Origin of the sequence: Streptomyces cavernicola (genome assembly GCF_029968035.1) — a bacterium.
GTDB classification, from domain to species: domain Bacteria; phylum Actinomycetota; class Actinomycetes; order Streptomycetales; family Streptomycetaceae; genus Streptomyces; species Streptomyces cavernicola.
This window is the reverse complement of record NZ_JASCIQ010000016.1, coordinates 86286-104674: the sequence shown is the minus strand read 5'-3', so window position 1 is coordinate 104674 and position 18389 is coordinate 86286. Positions and strand designations below refer to the sequence as shown.

11 protein-coding genes and 1 riboswitch are annotated in these 18389 nt (G+C 72.3%); of the genes, 7 read left to right on the top strand and 4 right to left on the bottom strand.

Annotated features, from left to right (window positions below):
• Positions 1–6 precede the first annotated feature (6 nt).
• Positions 7–186, bottom strand: a riboswitch (cyclic di-AMP (ydaO/yuaA leader).
• Between the two features lie 228 nt (positions 187–414).
• Entirely contained in the window at positions 415–2874 is a 2460-nt protein-coding gene (gene pcrA, locus QIS96_RS16920; RefSeq protein ID WP_282543433.1) for a DNA helicase PcrA, read from the top strand.
• A gap of 91 nt (positions 2875–2965) precedes the next feature.
• On the opposite strand, the gene QIS96_RS16915 is transcribed toward pcrA, so the two are convergent.
• Together QIS96_RS16915 and QIS96_RS16910 are read right to left on the bottom strand one after the other, a co-directional pair.
• Entirely contained in the window at positions 2966–4759 is a 1794-nt protein-coding gene (locus QIS96_RS16915) for a M23 family metallopeptidase (protein WP_282543432.1), read from the bottom strand.
• Between the two features lie 309 nt (positions 4760–5068).
• Positions 5069–6004, bottom strand: coding sequence for a lipase family alpha/beta hydrolase (locus tag QIS96_RS16910; RefSeq protein ID WP_282543431.1), 936 nt, complete (start codon positions 6002–6004; stop codon positions 5069–5071).
• 379 nt (positions 6005–6383) lie between these two features.
• On the opposite strand from QIS96_RS16910, the gene QIS96_RS16905 reads away from it, so the two are divergent.
• Complete coding sequence (locus tag QIS96_RS16905) at positions 6384–6800, top strand: cobalamin B12-binding domain-containing protein (RefSeq protein WP_282543430.1); 417 nt, start codon at positions 6384–6386, stop codon at positions 6798–6800.
• A gap of 194 nt (positions 6801–6994) precedes the next feature.
• Here QIS96_RS16905 and QIS96_RS16900 read toward each other — a convergent pair whose 3' ends face one another.
• Positions 6995–8650, bottom strand: a complete 1656-nt coding sequence (locus QIS96_RS16900) for a DUF5691 domain-containing protein (RefSeq protein ID WP_282543490.1) — start codon at positions 8648–8650, stop codon at positions 6995–6997.
• Positions 8651–8813: 163 nt separating this feature from the next.
• On the bottom strand, positions 8814–10178 hold the full coding sequence (locus tag QIS96_RS16895) for an SWIM zinc finger family protein (protein ID WP_282543429.1): 1365 nt from the start codon (positions 10176–10178) through the stop codon (positions 8814–8816).
• Between the two features lie 324 nt (positions 10179–10502).
• Here QIS96_RS16895 and QIS96_RS16890 point away from each other — a divergent pair, with 324 nt between their 5' ends.
• From QIS96_RS16890 to QIS96_RS16870, 5 genes are all read left to right on the top strand, one after another.
• On the top strand, positions 10503–11639 hold the full coding sequence (locus tag QIS96_RS16890; RefSeq protein ID WP_282543428.1) for an ATP-binding protein: 1137 nt from the start codon (positions 10503–10505) through the stop codon (positions 11637–11639).
• Positions 11640–11698: 59 nt separating this feature from the next.
• Entirely contained in the window at positions 11699–14311 is a 2613-nt protein-coding gene (locus QIS96_RS16885) for a DUF5682 family protein (RefSeq protein ID WP_408907203.1), read from the top strand.
• Positions 14308–15600, top strand: a complete 1293-nt coding sequence (locus QIS96_RS16880; RefSeq protein ID WP_282543427.1) for a VWA domain-containing protein — start codon at positions 14308–14310, stop codon at positions 15598–15600. The genes QIS96_RS16885 and QIS96_RS16880 overlap by 4 nt, the downstream gene beginning before the upstream one ends.
• Before the next feature lie 224 nt (positions 15601–15824).
• Entirely contained in the window at positions 15825–16925 is a 1101-nt protein-coding gene (locus QIS96_RS16875) for a hypothetical protein (RefSeq protein ID WP_282543426.1), read from the top strand.
• 119 nt (positions 16926–17044) lie between these two features.
• On the top strand, positions 17045–18274 hold the full coding sequence (locus QIS96_RS16870) for a hypothetical protein (RefSeq protein WP_282543425.1): 1230 nt from the start codon (positions 17045–17047) through the stop codon (positions 18272–18274).
• Positions 18275–18389: the final 115 nt, after the last annotated feature.

The window sequence follows — 18389 nt, the reverse complement described above, 5'->3', positions numbered from 1 at the left end:
AGGAGGCGCTCCTTCCGTTGGCCGCCTACCGGGTTAGCTGTCGGGTTCGGGCGGATGGTTCGGAAGGGCTGCCCTACGGTCTCGTACGCAGTGCTCGTGTACGGGACCGATTCACCCCAGGTATGAAGGTGGGTCCCCGGCTCCGGCTGCCCGCGTGGAGCGCACCGGACTCGGCGCAGGCCGCGCGCTCCCGACGTGTTTCGCCGGCGGAGGTACGTGCGGCCCGCGAGCAAAGTAGCCAACTCGTGTGGCTGCTGTGAAGGTTGGTGTCCGATAGGCCCGATACATTTTCGTGACTTTCGCTCTGTGTGAGCGGCTGAACACGGAAGTCCGGAGTCGGTCGAGCCCCGGTTCCGGGCGGGCTGCGGGAACCGGGGACGGGTTGTCAGTGCGGCCGCCTAGACTCGGTAGGCGATGAGCAGCCTCTTTGACGACAGCTTCCTGGCGGACCTGCAGCCCAAGGATCACGGGCCCCCGCCGCCGCCCGAGGAGCCCGCTCCGGAGGAGATTCCGGACGACCTCTTCGGCGGCCGCTTCGACGCGCCCCCGCCCAGGGACGCGTACTACCGCGACGGCGCCCCCCGCCCCGCGGTCGATCCGGCTGCCCTCCTCGAGGGGCTGAACGACAACCAGCGCGCGGCCGTCGTCCACTCCGGCTCGCCGCTGCTCATCGTCGCGGGCGCGGGCTCCGGCAAGACCCGTGTCCTCACGCACCGCATCGCGCACCTCCTCGCGGAGCGGGACGTCCACCCCGGGCAGATCCTCGCGATCACGTTCACGAACAAGGCCGCGGGCGAGATGAAGGAGCGCGTCTCCGACCTGGTCGGCCCGCGGGCGAACGCCATGTGGGTGATGACCTTCCACAGCGCGTGCGTGCGGATACTCCGCCGTGAGTCGAAGCGCCTGGGCTTCACGTCCTCGTTCTCGATCTACGACGCCGCGGACTCCAAGCGCCTGATGGCCCTGTGCTGCCGGGACCTGGACCTCGACCCGAAGAAGTTCCCGCCGAAGTCCTTCAGCGCCAAGGTCTCCAACCTCAAGAACGAGCTCATCGACGAGGAGACCTTCGCGGGCCAGGCCGCCGACGGATTCGAGAAGTCCCTGGCGCAGGCGTACACGATGTACCAGCAGCGCCTCCGCGAGGCCAACGCCCTGGACTTCGACGACCTGATCATGACGACGGTCCACCTGCTCCAGGCCTTCCCGGACGTCGCCGAGCACTACCGCCGCCGCTTCCGCCACGTCATGGTCGACGAGTACCAGGACACCAACCACGCCCAGTACGCCCTGGTGCGCGAGCTGGTGGGGGACGGAAAGCCGGTGGCCGACGGCGCCCCCGCGATCGAGCCCGCCGAGCTGTGCGTGGTGGGTGACGCGGACCAGTCGATCTACGCCTTCCGCGGCGCGACCATCCGCAACATCCTCCAGTTCGAGGAGGACTACCCGAACGCGACGACGATCCTCCTGGAGCAGAACTACCGCTCCACGCAGACGATCCTCAGCGCCGCCAACGCCGTCATCGAGCGCAACGAGAGCCGCCGCCCCAAGAACCTCTGGACCAACGCCGGCGAGGGCGCCCGCATCACAGGCTATGTCGCGGACACCGAGCACGACGAGGCGCAGTTCGTCGCCGAGGAGATCGACCGCCTCACGGACGCGGGCGACGCGAAGGCCGGAGACGTCGCGGTCTTCTACCGGACGAACGCGCAGTCCCGCGTCTTCGAAGAGATCTTCATCCGCGTCGGCCTGCCCTACAAGGTCGTCGGCGGCGTCCGCTTCTACGAGCGTAAGGAGGTCAGGGACGTCCTGGCCTACCTCCGCGTCCTCGCCAACCCGGAGGACTCGGTTCCGCTGCGCCGGATCCTCAACGTCCCCAAGCGCGGCATCGGCGACCGCGCCGAAGCCATGATCGACGCGCTGTCGCTGCGCGAGAAGATCAGCTTCCCGCAGGCCCTGAAGCGCGTGGACGAGGCGTACGGAATGGCGGCCCGCTCCGCCAACGCCGTCCGCCGCTTCAACACGCTGATGGAGGAGCTCCGTACGATCGTCGAGTCCGGCGCAGGGCCGGCCACGGTCCTGGAGGCCGTGCTCGAACGCACCGGATATCTCGCCGAGTTGCAGTCCTCGACGGACCCGCAGGACGAGACCCGTATCGAGAACCTGCAGGAACTCGCCGCCGTGGCCCTGGAGTTCGAGCAGGAGCGCGAAGAGGGCGAGTCGGGCACCCTCGCGGACTTCCTGGAGAAGGTCGCGCTCGTCGCTGACTCCGACCAGATCCCGGACGAGGAGGAGGACGGCTCCGGCGTCATCACGCTGATGACCCTGCACACCGCGAAGGGCCTGGAGTTCCCGGTGGTCTTCCTGACCGGCCTGGAGGACGGCGTCTTCCCGCACATGCGCTCCCTCGGCCAGGTCAAGGAGCTGGAGGAGGAGCGCCGCCTCGCGTACGTGGGCATCACGCGCGCCCGCGAGCGCCTCTACCTGACGCGGTCCACGATGCGCTCGGCCTGGGGCCAGCCCTCGTACAACCCGCCGTCGCGCTTCCTCGAGGAGATCCCCGACCAGCACCTGGACTGGAAGCGCACCGGACCTGCCGCGCCGCCGCCCTCCCGTGGCGCGGCCGGCTCGGTCGCCTCCTCGCTCTCGTCCTCCCGCGCGCGCGGCGGGCCCTCGGGCTTCGCGACGCGGCGCACATCCGGCGACAAGCCGGTGGTGTCGCTCGCGGCGGGGGACCGGGTCACGCACGACCAGTTCGGCCTCGGCACGGTCGTCGGCGTGGAGGGAGTGGGGGACAAGGCCCGCGCGACGATCGACTTCGGAGACCCGAAGCCGAAGGTGCTGCTGCTGAGATACGCGCCGGTCGAGAAGCTCTGACGGGTTCGGTCCCGGTCCTGGCCGGTTCCGGGCCGCCCCTGATGGGGCTGCCCGGGGCTGCGTCGGACGGTCTGGGCCAGGCCGGGACCGATCAGGTCGGGTCGAGGCCGTGGCTGCGCAGCCACGGAAGCGGGTCGATCGTCGAGCCGCCGCCGGGGCGCACCTCGAAGTGCAGGTGCGGGCCGGTCGAGTTACCGGAGTTACCGGAGTACGCGATGGTGTCGCCGGCCTTCACGGATCCGCTGCGGATCTTCGTGCTGGAGAGGTGGCAGTACCAGAGCTCGGTGCCGTCGGCGGCCGTCACGATCACCATGTTCCCGTACGCGGGATTCCACTGCGTACGCACGGTGCCGTCCGCCGCGGCCATGACGGGAGTGCCGTACGAGACGGGGAAGTCGATGCCCGAGTGCGTGGACATCCAGTTGATGCCGGACTGTCCGTAGTACGAGCTCAGCCCGCGCTGCTCCACCGGCAACGCGAACTTCGGGCGCATCGCCTCCTTGCGCGCGGCTTCGGCGGCCTTCCGCTTGCGCTCGGCCTCCTGGCGCTCCTTGAGGTCGATGCGCTCCTGCGTACGGCTGGCCCGGTCGGCGAAGTCGTCGGCGTCCGCGGAGAGATTGGCGAGCTGGGTGTCCAGCTTGTTGTTGGCCGTGGACGGCTTGACCGTAGTCGGGTCGGGCGCGGCCTGCGTCTGGGTGTCGGCCGACTCGTCGCTCATGCCGCCGGCCACGGACGCGGCGGCGATGCCTGCGACGCCGAGCGCGCACACGGAGGGCACGGCGACCGTGAGGAGCGCGGAACGCTTGGCGGGGGCGCGACGGCGGCTGCGGCTGCGGGGGGCGGGGTCGACCGGCGCGACGAGCGGTTCGTCGGCGGCGTCGGCTGCGTCCGCCGCGTCGACCTGGCCCGGCAGGGACGGCCCGCTGCCGTCGTGGCCGAAGCCCGCCGCCTGGTCGAACTCCGGCCCGGCGGTGGGATGTTCGGCTGCAGCGTGCTCGTCGTGAAGCGGCTGCTCGACGTTCTCGACGTGCCCGACGCTCTCGATGTGCTCGGCCTGCCCGAACATCGAGGCGTCGAAGGCCTGGGTCTGGAACTCCGAAGCGTCGAGCCCGGAGGGGTCGAGGCCGGGAGCGCCGAAGTTCTGGGCGTCGAAGTTCTGCGTGTCGAACGCCTGGGCCTCGAACCCTACGCCGACGCCGGCCGCGGCCTGACCGTCGAAGCCGACGGAATCGAAGCCCGCAGAATCGAAGCCCGAGGAGTCGAAGTTCGGAGCGTCCAGGTTCTGGGCGTCGAAGTTCTGGGCGTCGAAGTTCTGGGCGCCGAACGTCGTCGTGCCGTAGGCGTCGTACGCATCGGTGGGCATGCCGGCCGGCGCGGAAGGCGTGGCTCCGTCGACGTTCCACGCGGTGGCGTCGTACGCGCCCGTCTCCAGGTACGTCTGCCCGTGCTCCAGGCCGGTCGGCTGCTCGAAGTTCGGGCTCTGCCACTGGCCGGTGGCGTCCCACTGCTCGGCGGCCTGCGGTCCGGGCTGCGCGGGGATGTCGGCGAGGGGCTGGTAGCCGCCCGTCGCCCACATGGCGGTCGTGTCGTAGCTGCCGGTCGCGTAACTGCCCGCGTCATGGGGGGTGTTGTCGTGCAGGGCCGTGTCCTGCAGTCCGGTCTGCATCCCGGCCTGCTGGGTGGCGCCGCCCGCGTACGGGTCGTAGGCGGCCTGGCCGCCCGACGCCCACTGGTTGCTGTCCCACTGACCGCTCTGTCCGGCGTCGTACGAGCCGGTCTCGCCCGGCATCGTGCCGAACAGCGGGTCGGCGTCAAAAGAGGTGGTGTCGAAGGCACCGGTGGTGTAGCCGTCGTAACCGGCGGCATAGCCGTGCTGGTCGTTCACCAACTTCTCTTTCGCCTCGACAGCAGGGGGCAGAGCAGTTCGGTGACTGTACCCGGCGGTACGCGACGGCGACAATCTTCGGGAGGTTTCCCGGCATCAGGAAACGGGCAATCGGCCGCCTTTCGGTGGACTGTGGGCGGAGCTTTGGCGCTGCGTTCGGAGATCGTTCGACCATCGGACGCCTCGACGTCGTCTCGGATGCCGGACCGAGCGGCGGTGGCTGCTGTCGTCCGCCGCTCGGCCCGCTGTTCAGGTCGCTGTTCAGGTCTCTGTTCAGGTCTCGGTCCAGGTTTCTGTTCAGGTCGCTGTTCAGGCCACTGTCGCGGTCGAGCCCCCGGCCGGTGCGATGTCCTCCTCCGCGTCGATCGCCTGCCGGATGCCGGCCGCGACCGCCGGGTGCACGGGTAGGGCGAGGTGCCCGACGCCGGTCACCTGCACGTTGTGCGCGAGGAGGTCGGGGTGGTCGACGCAGGCCGTCTCCAGTGGGTGCATCACCGTGTCGAGGTCGCTCCAGAAGGAGACGAACCGGGTCCTGCAGTGCGGGGCGGGCTGCCTCAACTCCTGGATCACATCGGAGTCCGGCCGCATCTGACGCACGATCGGGTGCGCGCTCATCAACGGCACGGCTGCGGTGCCGCCGTGCGGCGAGCCGAGTGTCACCAGCGTCCGCACCCGGACGTCACCGCCGAGTTGCTGCACGTAATAGCGGGCGATCAGCCCGCCCAGGCTGTGCCCGACGACGTCCACGACCGGCTGCCCCGTGCGTTCGCAGGTCTCCTCCACATGTCGGCCGAGTCGCTCCGCCGCGCCGCGGATGTCGCACGTCAGCGGCGAGTAGTTGAGCGACGCGAGGTGCTGCCGCCCCTCCCTGGCCAGGGCCCGGCGCAGCAGCACGAAGACCGAACGGTTGTCGACGAAGCCGTGCAGCAGCAGGACGGGCCGATCGGCGGTGGCACTCGGCAGTCGTACGGGCGTCTTGAGGGTGTCGGCCTCTTCTGCGGTTTCTGAGGTCTTTGGGGTTTCTGCGGTGGTTCTCGGAGTGGGGGCCGGGCGGCGGGGCGTGGTGGGGCGCTCCTGCCGGATGCCCGTGGGGTAGAGGAGGAGATGCCCGGCCAGGATGGCCAGCTCCAGGGCCGACGCCTTCAACAGAGCGGTGGAGAACCGCAGATGCTGATCGGGGTGCAGCAGTCCGGGGTGGCGCAGACAGGACTCGAGCGTCGACATCAGTACGGGCAGTACCCTCACGGCCGACCTCCCCGAACCGCACGCGGGAGTCGCCTCCGCGCCCCCGTGTGCCCTCATTGCTCGCCGTGTCGGATCCTGCGGAGCCTTGTCCCGCCAGCACCCGCGGTGGCCGTGCATCTGTCGATTCTGGAGCGATCTCCTGGCGGCTCCCCATGTGCACGTCCCGCGGGGCGGCGGTCTCGCCGCCCTCCCCGTGGAAACGCCCGGCGAACGTGTCCCACCATGTGATTTCCCCCTCCCTCCCCACCACGAAACTGCCGCGTACGGGATCCTGGAGATAACGTTCGTTCACATCGTTCCTCTACTGGTTCACCTTCCGCGAGACATCTCGGGGCTGGTGACGGACTCCGGAGGGGCAACTCGGTACATGGAGGCAGTGATGGGTGTGGCAGCCGGTCCGATCCGCGTGGTGGTCGCCAAGCCGGGGCTCGACGGGCACGATCGCGGTGCCAAGGTGATCGCGCGGGCGCTGCGCGACGCCGGTATGGAGGTCATCTACACCGGCCTGCACCAGACGCCGGAGCAGATCGTGGACACCGCCATCCAGGAGGACGCCGACGCGATCGGCCTGTCCATCCTCTCGGGCGCCCACAACACCCTCTTCGCGAAGGTGATCCAGCTCCTGAAGGAGCGCGACGCGGCGGACATCAAGGTCTTCGGCGGCGGCATCATCCCGGAGGACGACATCGCTCCCCTCAAGGAGCAGGGCGTCGCGGAGATCTTCACGCCGGGCGCGACGACGGCCTCGATCGTGGAGTGGGTCCGCGCGAACGTCACCCAGGCCGCCGGAGCCTGAGCCGACGGCCGGGCGGGGCAGCCGGGCCGAGCGGTCGGGCCGGGTAGCCGAGCCGGGTGGTCGGGTGGCCCGGCGGGCGCCGGAGCGGTGGGGCCGTGAGGCTGCGGTAGCCCGGGGTGGTGAGGTCGTGAGGCGGCGGCCGCTCGGTCGTCGCCGTCGGGCCTGTCCGTTCGCCCGCCTCCTCCGGTTCGGCGTCAGGCCGGTATGTCCACCGCCTCCCGTGGGGTCAGCTCCGCGGCCATCGCCGCGCGCAGGTTCAGCGTGCCGACGAGGCGTTGGAAGGCCTCCGCCCAGTAGCCCACCGCGCCCGGTGCGCCGTCCTCCGGTTCGTCGGATATCGCGGTGAGGGACTCCAGGCGGCTGGTCTCGGCCGGGTCCAGGCAGCGCTCGGCCAGACCCATCACGCCGCTGAAGCTCCAGGGGTAACTGCCCGCGTCCCGCGCGATGTTGAGGGCGTCGACGACGGCCCGTCCCAGCTTGCCCGACCAGGGCAGGGTGCAGACTCCGAGCAGCTGGAACGCCTCGGACAGGCCGTGCGCGTCGATGAACCCGGCGACCCAGTCCGCCCGCTCGGTCCCCGGGAGCACGGCCAGGAGTTTGGCCCGCTCGGCGAGCGACACCGCGCCGGGCCCGCCCGCTTCCGGCGCGGACGGCACGCCGAGCAGCGCCCGAGCCCACACCGCATCCCGCTGTCGTACGGCCGCACGGCACCACGCGGCGTGCAGTTCGGGCCGCCAGTCGTCGTGCACGGGCAGGGCGGTGATCTCCTCGGCGCTGCGTCCGCCAAGCCGAGCCGACCAGGCGGCCAGCGGCGTCGACTCCACCAACTGGCCCAGCCACCAGGCCCGTTGCCCCCTGCCCGACGGGGCCTGGGACACCACGCCGTCGCGCTCCATCGCCGCGTCGCAGGCGTGCGGCGCCTCCACCGTGATGGCGCTGCGCGTCGGATCCATGGCCACGCAGGAGGACGCACGGTCCGCCATGCGTGCCGCGAGCGCCGAGTTCGGGAGGGCCGAAAGGAGCTCGGCGGCCGTCGCCCGGATGTTCCGGCTGCGGTCGGACAGCGCACGCTCCAGGAACGACTCGTCACCGTCGGACAGCCCTGCGCGCAGCGAGTCGAGGAACATCAGACGGTCCTCCGCCCGCTCGGTCGACCAGCTGCCGCCGAGCAGCTCGCGGGCGACTTCGGGAGCGTCGACGCGCACAGCGGCCAGGAGCGCGACCCGCTCGGCGAACAGGCCTTCCTCCCAAAGGCGTTGCACCGCCTCCGCATCCCCGGTGTCGGGCAGCCCCTTGCCTCCCGGCGCCGTACGGAGCGCGAACTTCCAGTCGGGGTTGAGCCGGGCCAGCCACAGCGCCCGCGGACCGGCGAAGCGCAGCGCCTGCGGTCGCAGGTCGGTCCGCCCGCGGGCCGCGTCGAGCAGGGCGGGCAGCAGCTCGGCGGGCGCGGCGTACCCGTGGTCGTTGGCCAGCGCCAGCCACTGCGGCAGCAGCTCCGTCAGGTCGGGGGCCGTGCTGCGCCGCCCGCCGCCGGCGCCCGGCCGGTCCGTGAGGAGAAGGGCGAGGCGTCGCCTGGCGGCGGCCGGCAGTGGGGGCCTTGTGTCGGGGGCCGCACGCTCGGGCAGCACGGCGGCGGACGTGGGCCGCAGGCCTGCCCGGCGCCGCACGGTTTCCACGGCCGCCGCGTCGAGCAGCGCGCCGGGGAGGTCCTGCCCGGGGCCCACGCTCACCTGCGGCCTGCGCCGGTCGGTGCCGAGCAGCGCGGACGTGACGAGCTCTTCCCAGGCAGTGCCCGCGTCCGGCGGGGCGTCGGAGATGTCGGAGGGGGCGGTGCTGTTGGAGGTGGCCATCGCGTTCATACGGGCTCCAGAGCTTCGAGTCTTGCGGAAGAGGATGGAGTGCGGGAGCCGGTCGGCAGGGCGGCACCGCGTACGAGGAGCCCAGCCGGAGCCGGAGCCGGAGCCGGAGTCGGGCCGGCTCAGCTGGGCCCAGTTCGGATCGGCCCAGCTCGGCTCAGCTCAGCGATATCGCCTCGGTGGCTTCCTCCGTGGGCCAGGCCGTAAGAGGGGTGAAGCCGTTGTGTCCGCACTCGCCGAAGACGGTGACGGGTGCGCCGCCCGAGATCGCGACCAGCTTCCACAGGCCAGGACGCGTCACGGCTCTGTCCGAGAGTGGAAGCGCGAACTTGCCGTCTGCATCGGCCAGTTGCCATCCGTCGCCTTCGTCCTCCTGGACGGGCACCACCTCCCGCAGCGTGACCGGCCACGAGTCCAGCCACGGGTCGTCGCGCAACGCGATGCCGTACGCCGCCGTGGCATCGGCGATGTTCACGGCCTCGGGTCGCAGCGGTGTCGGCTCCGGCGCGGCGAAGCGCTCGCCGAGTGCGGCCCGCAGCTGGCCGGTTCCCGGAAAGGAGGACACCTCCGCGTCCAGCGAGAACCCCACTGGAAGCGCGAGCTCCGGTGCCCGGCCTGCGGCTCCGAAGGACAACAGCAGTGCCGTGCGGCCCGATGCGACTCCGTGCAGCCAGATGCGGCGCGTGGTCAGTTTGCCCTCGGCCGAGTCGTACTGCGCCAGGACCAGCCACTGGTCCCGGACGGGTGGGCCGTCGGCCGATGTGGGCAGGCCGAGCCGTGCGCGAACGGTGGCCGCCAGTGGTTCGGGCAGTTGCTCGCGCCGCAGCCAAGCCTGGTCGAGCAGGTGGAGCAGGGCGCACTCCTCGAGCAACCGCACCGGCCAGCCGGCGCCCGAGCTGGGAATCGCCCCCAATTCCTGTACGCGCGAGGCAAGTCCGGGCACCTGCGCGTCCACCATGCGGCGGGCGGTCTCCTCCCACAGCCCGTACCCCGCCTGCTCGGCGTCGGCCAGGCCGCCGCGCAGCAGGTCGGTCAGGCGCTGCTCCAGCTCGGTCGCCCCCGCCGTCGCCCGCTCGGCCCGACGCTCCGCCCTGCGGCGGGCGGCCTCGGCGTCACCGGCCTTTGCTGTAGCCGGAGTTGACTGGTCCCCTCCGGTCGCGGCGGTTCGTTTGCGGCGGTCGGCCAGCCATTGCTCCGCCCACTCCGGCGGCCGCGTGTCCGGAACCGTGCCGTCCGCGCCGTCGGGTTCCGCCCACAGCAGCAGCAGGCCGAGCGCGTGCTTGCACGGAAACTTCCGGCTCGGGCAACTGCACTTGTACGCAGGGCCCGTGGTGTCCACGACCGTTTGGTACGGCTTGCTGCCGCTGCCCTTGCACAGTCCCCATACCGCCCCCTCGCTCGAACTGCCCGTCTCGGACCACGGACCGGCCGCGCCGAGCTTGCTTCCCGCCTTGCGCGACGCGACGTCAGGAGCCAGTGCGAGCACCTGATCAGCCGTCCAGCGCACCCCCTGCTGATTCATGTCTGCGACGTTAGAGCCCGCCACTGACAATCGACCCTGACCTGCGGAAACGTAGATCGACGGCGATTGCGGCGAGCCTCGCCGGCGACTGGCCTCGCCCGAACCTCGCCCCGGCCTCGCCTCGGCCCGGCCTCACCGCCGCCTCAACTCCCCTCTCGCCGCGCTCACTTCCTCTCCACCCACGCCCACTTCCCTTCTGACCTGCGACGACGGTCGATTGTCAGTGGCGTGGTGCACGGTGGAGACCACAACCGGCGATCAGCTCGGGCCGCGGCCCCGGTGATCTGTCGAGGTGCTCAGTCCTGCGCATTTGGAGGGGGATCCATGACTGTGTCCGTCAACACCGCCGTCACTACCGCCGTGAACGGTCCGAAGGACGACGCGGCAGCGCTGCGGCCGCATGCCGAGGACGCGTTCGCGGACGAGTTGAAGGCGCTGGCGGCGGCCGACGACCGCCCGAGGCCCGCGCGTTGGCGCCTCTCGCCGTGGGCCGTGGCGACCTACCTGCTGGGCGGCACACTCCCGGACGGCACGGTGATCACGCCGAAGTACGTGGGCCCGCGCCGCCTCGTCGAGGTCGCGGTGACCACCCTGGCCACGGACCGCGCCCTGCTCCTCCTCGGCGTTCCGGGCACCGCGAAGACCTGGGTGTCCGAGCACCTGGCGGCCGCGGTGAGCGGAGACTCGACCCTCCTCGTCCAGGGCACGGCGGGCACGCCGGAAGAGGCGATCAGGTACGGCTGGAACTACGCGCAGCTGCTCGCCCACGGCCCCAGCCGGGACGCGCTCGTGCCGAGCCCGGTCATGCGGGCCATGTCGGAGGGGATGACGGCGCGGGTCGAGGAGCTCACCCGCATCCCGGCGGACGTGCAGGACACGTTGATCACGATCCTGTCCGAGAAGACCCTGCCCATAGCGGAGTTGGGGCAGGAGGTGCAGGCGGTGCGCGGCTTCAACCTGATCGCCACGGCCAACGACCGCGACCGCGGGGTGAACGAGCTGTCGAGCGCGCTCCGCCGCCGCTTCAACACGGTCGTGCTGCCCCTACCGGAGAGCGTGGAGGCGGAGGTGGACATCGTCTCGCGCCGCGTCGACCAGCTCGGGCGCTCGCTCGACCTGCCCACGGCTCCGGACGGCATCGCCGAGATCCGCCGCGTCGTCACGGTCTTCCGCGAGCTGCGCGACGGAGTCACGGCAGACGGACGTACGAAGGTGAAGTCGCCCAGCGGCACGCTCTCCACGGCCGAGGCCATCTCGGTCGTCACCAACGGCCTCGCTCTCTCCGCCCACTTCGGCGACGGGATCCTGCGGCCGGCCGACGTCGCCGCGGGGATCCTCGGCGCCGTGGTGCGGGACCCGGCCGCGGACCGGGTCGTCTGGCAGGAGTACCTGGAGGCGGTCGTCCGCGAGCGCGAGGGCTGGAAGGACTTCTACCGCGCGTGCCGGGAGGTGAGCGCGTGAGGGGCTTCGCGGAAGCGGCGCCGGGCCCGCGCGCCCGGCCCAAGGACAGGGGCGCCGCCCTGCACGGGGGTGGGGGCGGCGCCCCGCAGAACCACGAAGGTGAACGGACGGACGGGCCCTGGCTGTTGGGGGTGCGCCACCACGGCCCCGGATCGGCGCGGGCCGTACGGGAAGCGCTGGACGCGTGCGTGCCGCGTGCCGTGCTGATCGAGGGGCCGCCCGAGGCGGACGCCCTGGTGGCGCTGGTCGGGGACGACGGGATGAGCCCGCCGGTGGCGCTCCTTGCGCACGTCACGGACGACCCGGCGCGCTCGGCGTTCTGGCCGCTCGCCGAGTTCTCCCCGGAGTGGGTGGCGCTGCGCTGGGCTGTGGAGCGCGGGGTGCCGGTACGGTTCATCGACCTGCCGGCCGCCCACTCGCTGGCCCAGCCGCCGGGGGATGACCCGGACCCGGACCAGGCCGTGGACGAGGCTCAGGGCGATCCTCCGGGGGAGAGGCCGAACCCGCAGGTGGATGTGGGCTCGGGCACGGAGCCCGGCCACCCCGGCCAGCCCGCCGGTCAGGAAGCTGCAGGGCAGGAGGCCGGTCAGGAAGCCGCGGGACAGGAGGGCGATCCGGACGGGCGGAGTCTGCGGATCGACCCGCTCGCGGTCCTGGCGGAGACCGCCGGGTACGACGACCCGGAGCGCTGGTGGGAGGACGTGGTCGAGCACCGGGCCGCGGCCGACGACGCACTGGCCCCGTTCGCCGCGCTTGCCGACGCGATGGGCGCGCTGCGGGAGCGGTACGGCGACGGCGGCCACGCCCGCGACACGGCGCGCGAGGCGTACATGCGGCTCCAACTCCGCGCGGCGCGCAAGGAGTTCGGGGACGAGGTGGCGGTGGTGTGCGGCGCCTGGCACGTGCCCGCGCTCGCCGCCAAGGTGACTGTGACCGCCGACCGGGCCGTGCTGAAGGGGCTGCCCAAGACCAAGGTCGACATGACGTGGGTGCCCTGGACACACCGCAGACTGTCGCGGGCCAGCGGGTACGGGGCGGGCATCGCCTCGCCGGGCTGGTACGCGCATCTGTTCCGCGCACCGGACCGGCCCGTCGAACGCTGGATGACGAGAGTCGCCGGGCTGCTCAGGGACGAGGACCGCGCGGTGTCGTCGGCGCACGTCATCGAGGCCGTACGGCTCGCCGAGACGCTGGCCGTGATGCGCGGCCGCCCGCTGCCCGGACTGTCGGAAACCACCGACGCGGTCCGCGCCGTGATGTGCGACGGCTCGGACGTGCCGCTGGCGCTGGTGCACGACAAGCTCGTCGTCGGGGACGTGCTCGGCGAGGTCCCGGAGGCGGCGCCCGCCGTGCCGCTGCAACGCGACCTGAGCCGGACGCAACGGCGGCTGCGCCTCAAACCCGAGGCGCTGGAACGGGAGTTGGACCTCGATCTGCGCAAGGAGACCGACGCCGCGCGCAGCAGGCTCCTGCACCGGCTGCGGCTCCTCGGCGTCGGCTGGGGCGAGCCGTCGGCCACGGGGCGCAGCTCCACCGGGACGTTCCGCGAGAGCTGGCGGCTCCGCTGGGAGCCGGAGCTGGCGGTCCGCGTCGCCGAAGCGGGAATCTGGGGAACCACGGTGCTCGCGGCCGCCACCGCGAAGGCCGAGTCGGACGCGATCTCGGCGCCGGCCCTCGCCGACGTCACCGCGCTCGCCGAGCGCTGCCTCCTGGCCGAACTCCCGGACGCGCTCCCCACGGTGATGCAGGTGCTCGCCGACCGCGCCGCCCTGGACACCGACGTCGGCCACCTCGCCCAGGCCCTGCCCGCACTGGTCCGCTCGCTCCGCTACGGCGACGTACGCAGCACGGACACCGGCGCACTCGCCGAGGTCGCCGCGGGCCTCGCCGGGCGCATCTTCGTCGGCCTGCCGCCGGCCTGCGCCGGGCTCGACGCCGACGGCGGGGCGCAGATGCGAGGCCATGTCGACGCGGTGCACACAGCGGTCGGCCTGCTCGCCGAGCCGACGCCGCCGGACGGCGCGACCACGACCGCCGTGCGCGGCCGCTGGCACTCCGTCCTCCGGGTCCTTGCCGGGCGGGACACCGTGCCGGGCGAGGTGCGGGGGCGAGCGGTTCGACTCCTCCTGGACGAAGGGGAGTTGGAGCACCCGGAGGCAGCGCGGCTGATGGGGCTCGCACTGTCGCCCGGGGCGGCGCCGGCCGACGCGGCGGCGTGGATCGAGGGGTTCGTCGGCAGTGGTTCCGGAGGAACCGGCGGCGGCATGCTGCTCATCCACGACGACCGGTTGCTCGGCCTGGTCGACGCCTGGCTGACGTCCGTGCCGGCCGAGGCGTTCACGGATGTACTGCCACTGCTGCGCCGTACGTTCTCGGCGTACGAGGCCGGAGTGCGGCGCACGCTCGGGGAGTTGGTGCGGCGCGGGCCCGGAGGAGCGGCCGAAGCGATCACGGCCACGACCGGCATACGGGGCTTCGCGGCGGAACCGGACCAGGAGCGGGCCGACGCGGTGCTGCCGGTGCTGCACCTGCTCCTCGGCCTCGCACCACCGAACCCCGCGACTCTGAACCCGACCGCGACCGCGACCTCGTCCACGAGCCAGAGCCCGGCCGTGGCCTCGGCTCCAGCCCCAGCCTCAGCCGTTCGCGACCTCACGGAGGCGCCCGCATGACACGTACAGGCGCAGAAGCACCGGAAGCGACCCGGGAAGCCGAGCCGCAGGCTGATCGGCGACACCTGCCGGAACGCGTGCCGGAACGCGTGCCGGAACGCGTGCCGGAACGCGTGCCGGAACGCGTGCCGGAGCACGGGCAAGGCGGCGACGAGGAGCGGCTTCGGCGGTGGCGGCTCGTGCTCGGCGGAGATGCGGCTGACGGGACCGGATGCCGGCTGCAGGGGCAGGACGCGGCGATGGACGGCGCGCTGACCTCGCTGTACGGCAAGGGCGACCGGGCGGGGAAGGGCAGGGACCGCTCGGCCGGGCTCGGGGCGTCGGCCCCGTCGGTGGCGCGCTGGCTCGGCGACATCCGGAAGTACTTCCCGTCGTCCGTGGTGCAGGTGATGCAGCGCGACGCCATCGAGCGGCTCGGCCTGTCCGCGCTGCTGCTCGAACCGGAGATGCTCGAGGCCGTCGAGGCGGACGTGCATCTGGTCGGCACGCTGCTCTCGCTGAAGCACGCGATGCCGGAGACGACGAAGGAGACCGCGCGTGCCGTGGTGCGCAAGGTCGTGGAGGACCTGGAGAAGCGGCTGGCGTCGCGTGCGCGGGCGACCCTGACGGGTGCGCTCGACCGCAGCGCGCGGATCAGCCGGCCACGCCACCGGGACATCGACTGGAACCGCACGATCGCCGCCAACCTGAAGAACTACCTGCCGGAGTACGGGACGGTCGTGCCGGAGCGCCTCGTGGGGTACGGGCGGGCTTCGCAGTCCGTGAAGAAGGAAGTGATCCTCTGCATCGACCAGTCCGGCTCGATGGCCGCCTCCGTCGTCTACGCCTCGGTGTTCGGCGCGGTCCTGGCGTCGATGCGGTCGATCGCCACGCGGCTCGTCGTCTTCGACACGGCGGTCGTCGACCTGACGGACCAACTGGACGACCCCGTGGACGTGTTGTTCGGCACCCAGCTCGGCGGGGGCACGGACATCAACAGGGCGCTCGCGTACTGCCAGTCGCAGATCACCCGCCCCGCGGACACGGTCGTGGTGCTGATCTCGGACCTGTACGAGGGCGGGATACGGAACGAGATGCTGAAGCGGGTCGCCGCGATGAAGGCGGCGGGCGTGCAGTTCGTGACACTGCTCGCGCTCTCCGACGAGGGGGCGCCCGCGTACGACAGGGAGCATGCGGCGGCGCTCGCCGGGCTCGGTGCGCCCGCGTTCGCCTGCACGCCCGATCTGTTCCCGGAGGTGATGGCGGCCGCGATCGAGAAGCGGCCACTGCCGATACCGGACGCGGCCTGAACACCTCGATCAAGCCTTGCGCAACACCTCGACCAAGCCTTGTGCAACGCCTCGTGCAGCGCCTGGTGCGACGTCTTGTCCAACGCCTGGTGAACGGTGGCTGAATCATCCCGGAGCGCCCTGAACGGCCATTCCGGACATGGCTACTCATCAGTCACAGGGGACTTGCGCAACGCATGCCGTCGCATGCAAGTATCGGGCGCTTACTAGGAGGCTCCCCGAACTTGACTGCCGCAGCCGCGATTCCCGCCGCCCAGCGCATGGCGCGCTCGGCGGGCGGTCGGCGTGCGCTGCGCGTGGGCCTCTTCCTGGGCGCGCTGTTGGCGCTCGGGCTGCTGTTCGGCGGTCGGGCGCAGGCGGCGGAGGCGGTCGACGCTCCGCAGGCCTCGAGGACCGTCAGCTCCACGGAGGGCTCGGCGACTTCGACCCGGGGCGGGTTCGAGTCAGCCTCGGCCTCGGCGACTTCGACCGCCGGGCCGTCCGAGTGGGCGGGCAGTTCGGAGCCGACCGAGGCGGACCCGACCGCTGAGTCTGAGCCCGAGCCCGGCTACGAGTCGGCGTTCAAGCCCGCATCCGAGCCGGGGGCCACCGCGGCTTTCAAGCCCGCGTCCAAGCCGACGGCCACGTCCGCATCCGAGCCTGTGTCCGATTCCGATTCCGAAGCTGATTCAGAGTTCGGGCCCCGGGCCGCTCTGCGGCACACGGTGCGGGCGGCGGTCGACAGCACGTCGGCGGCAGGGGTCACCGCGACCTCGGTCGCGACCTCCACCACAACCTCCACCGCGGTGTCCCTCACCCGGTACGTGACGGGGGAGTTGACCCGTACGGTCGCGAACCCGCTCGGTTTGCTGGCCGAGGAGGCCGCGCGGAGGCTGCCCGAATCGCCGTTCCCCCGGCCGTCGTTGCCGGAGTTCGGGGAGATCGGGCCGGGCGGCGACGCCACGCAGCCCGTACCGGACCGTGTCGTTCCGCAGGAGCGCGAGCACGGTGCGCGGGCGGACGACGGCGCGGCGCACAAGGTGCGGTCGGCCTTCGCGTGCCAGCGGTGGGACCGCTTCGGCGGCAACGTCGCGGCCGGGCAGGCGCACGACGCCGCAGGGCGGGACGCGCGGCAGCAGCCGCAGCTGCCGTCCGACGACCCGCAGGGCCCGTACGGCATCGCCGGGCAGTCGGCGTCCGACGGCGGTGCGCAGCGGCACGGCGAGCTGCACGCGACGACGGTGACGGGCGTTCCCCCGTTCCGGCTCGTGGCCGGGGAGGGCGCCGCCACGGCGTACCACCCGACGCGTGACAGGCACCGCGACATCCTCGAATTCCCGGGTTAGGGCAGGCCTTCCCCCGCCTTGGACCTGCCGCGCGGGGGCGGGACAGGTCTGCCCATCCAGGGAGCGCCCCCTTCCCATGCGCTCCCGACCCCCTCGAATTCGAAGGAATCGACGCAAGCATGAGCAAGCACAGCAAGCCCAGCAAGGCCGTCACCAGCAGCCGGAACCTGCGCCGTTCGATCGTCATCGCCGCCGGCGCCACCAGCGTCATCGCGATGGGCGCCGCGGGCGCCAACGCCGCCGAGCTGCCCGACTCCTCGCTGCCCATCAGCACCCCGGACGTGGACGTCGAAGCGGTCCAGGGCGTCCAGGACACGCTCGCCGACGTGACGGACACCGACGTTGTCGACGGCGTCACCGGCAAGGTCGGGTCGACCGTCTCCGGCGTGCAGGAGCGGGCCGAGGGCATCGCCGACAAGGCCGACGGCGTGACCGGCAAGGCCAAGTCCACCGCCGCGCAGGCCAAGGGCGCCGCGGGCCAGGCCAAGGGCGCGACCGGCAAGGTCGAGGGCGCCGCCGGGCAGGTCGGCGACGTCAAGGACGCCGCGGACGAGGCCCGCCTGCACGTCGACGGCGAGCTGCCGGCGTACGGCGCGATCCCGGCCGTCGGCACCCCGGACCTGCCGGGTACCCCGGACCTGCCGGGCACCCCGGACCTGCCGGGCGTGCAGGACCTGCGGGGTGCGACGGACGCCGCAGGTCAGGCGCAGGGCCAGGTCGACTACCTCTTCGGCCCGCTCTCCGCCTTCGCCCCCGAGCTGGCCGCGCAGGCGCCGGGCCAGGTTCAGGACCAGGTCCAGGGCCGGGTCGACCAGGTGCGGGGCGCGGGCCTGCAGGTCCAGGGCGAGGCGCAGAGCCTGGTCGCCGAGGCTCCGGGGCAGGTGCAGGGTGCGGCCCAGGGCGCGGTGACCAAGGCTTCGCCGATCGTGGACGAGACCTCCAAGGCCGTGCTGCCCCCGCTGGCCTCCGCCGCGGTCGAGTCGGTCGTGCCGGTCGCCGGTCAGGCCGTGTCCGACGCCGGTGTCCTGGTCCAGGACGTCAGCGTCGACGTGCAGCCGTTCGCGGCGGGCGTCGTCGGTGAGGTGCAGCCGTTCGCGGGTGCGGTCGTGGAGGACGTGAAGCCTGCTGTCGGCGGCATCGTCGGCGAGGTGCAGACGCTGGGTCAGGGTGTCGGCGGCAGCGCCACCGGTCTGACGCAGAACGTGACCGCTGACGTCCAGCCGTTCGCGCAGGACCTCACCGGTACGGTCACCCAGGATGCGGCGCCGCTCGTCAGCAACGTGGTGTCCGGCGTCCAGGACACGGCCACGTCGATCACGCCGAACTTCCTCTCGGGTACGGGTATCTGAGTCGACGTTCACCCGGGCCGGGCCGCTGCCTGAGGAGGTTCGGTCCGGCTCGGGGTGCGGGTCCGGGTCGGGGGCGCGGGGGCTGGCCGGCCCCTGTTGCCCCGGCTCGCCGGGG

Excerpts from the sequence above, each read along its gene's own strand:
- QIS96_RS16880 (WP_282543427.1), top strand. The coding sequence starts at position 14,308 with ATGACACGTACAGGCGCAGAAGCACCGGAAGCGACCCGGGAAGCCGAG.
- QIS96_RS16870 (WP_282543425.1), top strand. The coding sequence starts at position 17,045 with ATGAGCAAGCACAGCAAGCCCAGCAAGGCCGTCACCAGCAGCCGGAAC.
- pcrA (WP_282543433.1), top strand. The coding sequence starts at position 415 with ATGAGCAGCCTCTTTGACGACAGCTTCCTGGCGGACCTGCAGCCCAAG.
- QIS96_RS16895 (WP_282543429.1), bottom strand. The coding sequence starts at position 10,178 with ATGAATCAGCAGGGGGTGCGCTGGACGGCTGATCAGGTGCTCGCACTG.
- QIS96_RS16905 (WP_282543430.1), top strand. The coding sequence starts at position 6,384 with ATGGGTGTGGCAGCCGGTCCGATCCGCGTGGTGGTCGCCAAGCCGGGG.
- QIS96_RS16890 (WP_282543428.1), top strand. The coding sequence starts at position 10,503 with ATGACTGTGTCCGTCAACACCGCCGTCACTACCGCCGTGAACGGTCCG.
- QIS96_RS16900 (WP_282543490.1), bottom strand. The coding sequence starts at position 8,650 with ATGGCCACCTCCAACAGCACCGCCCCCTCCGACATCTCCGACGCCCCG.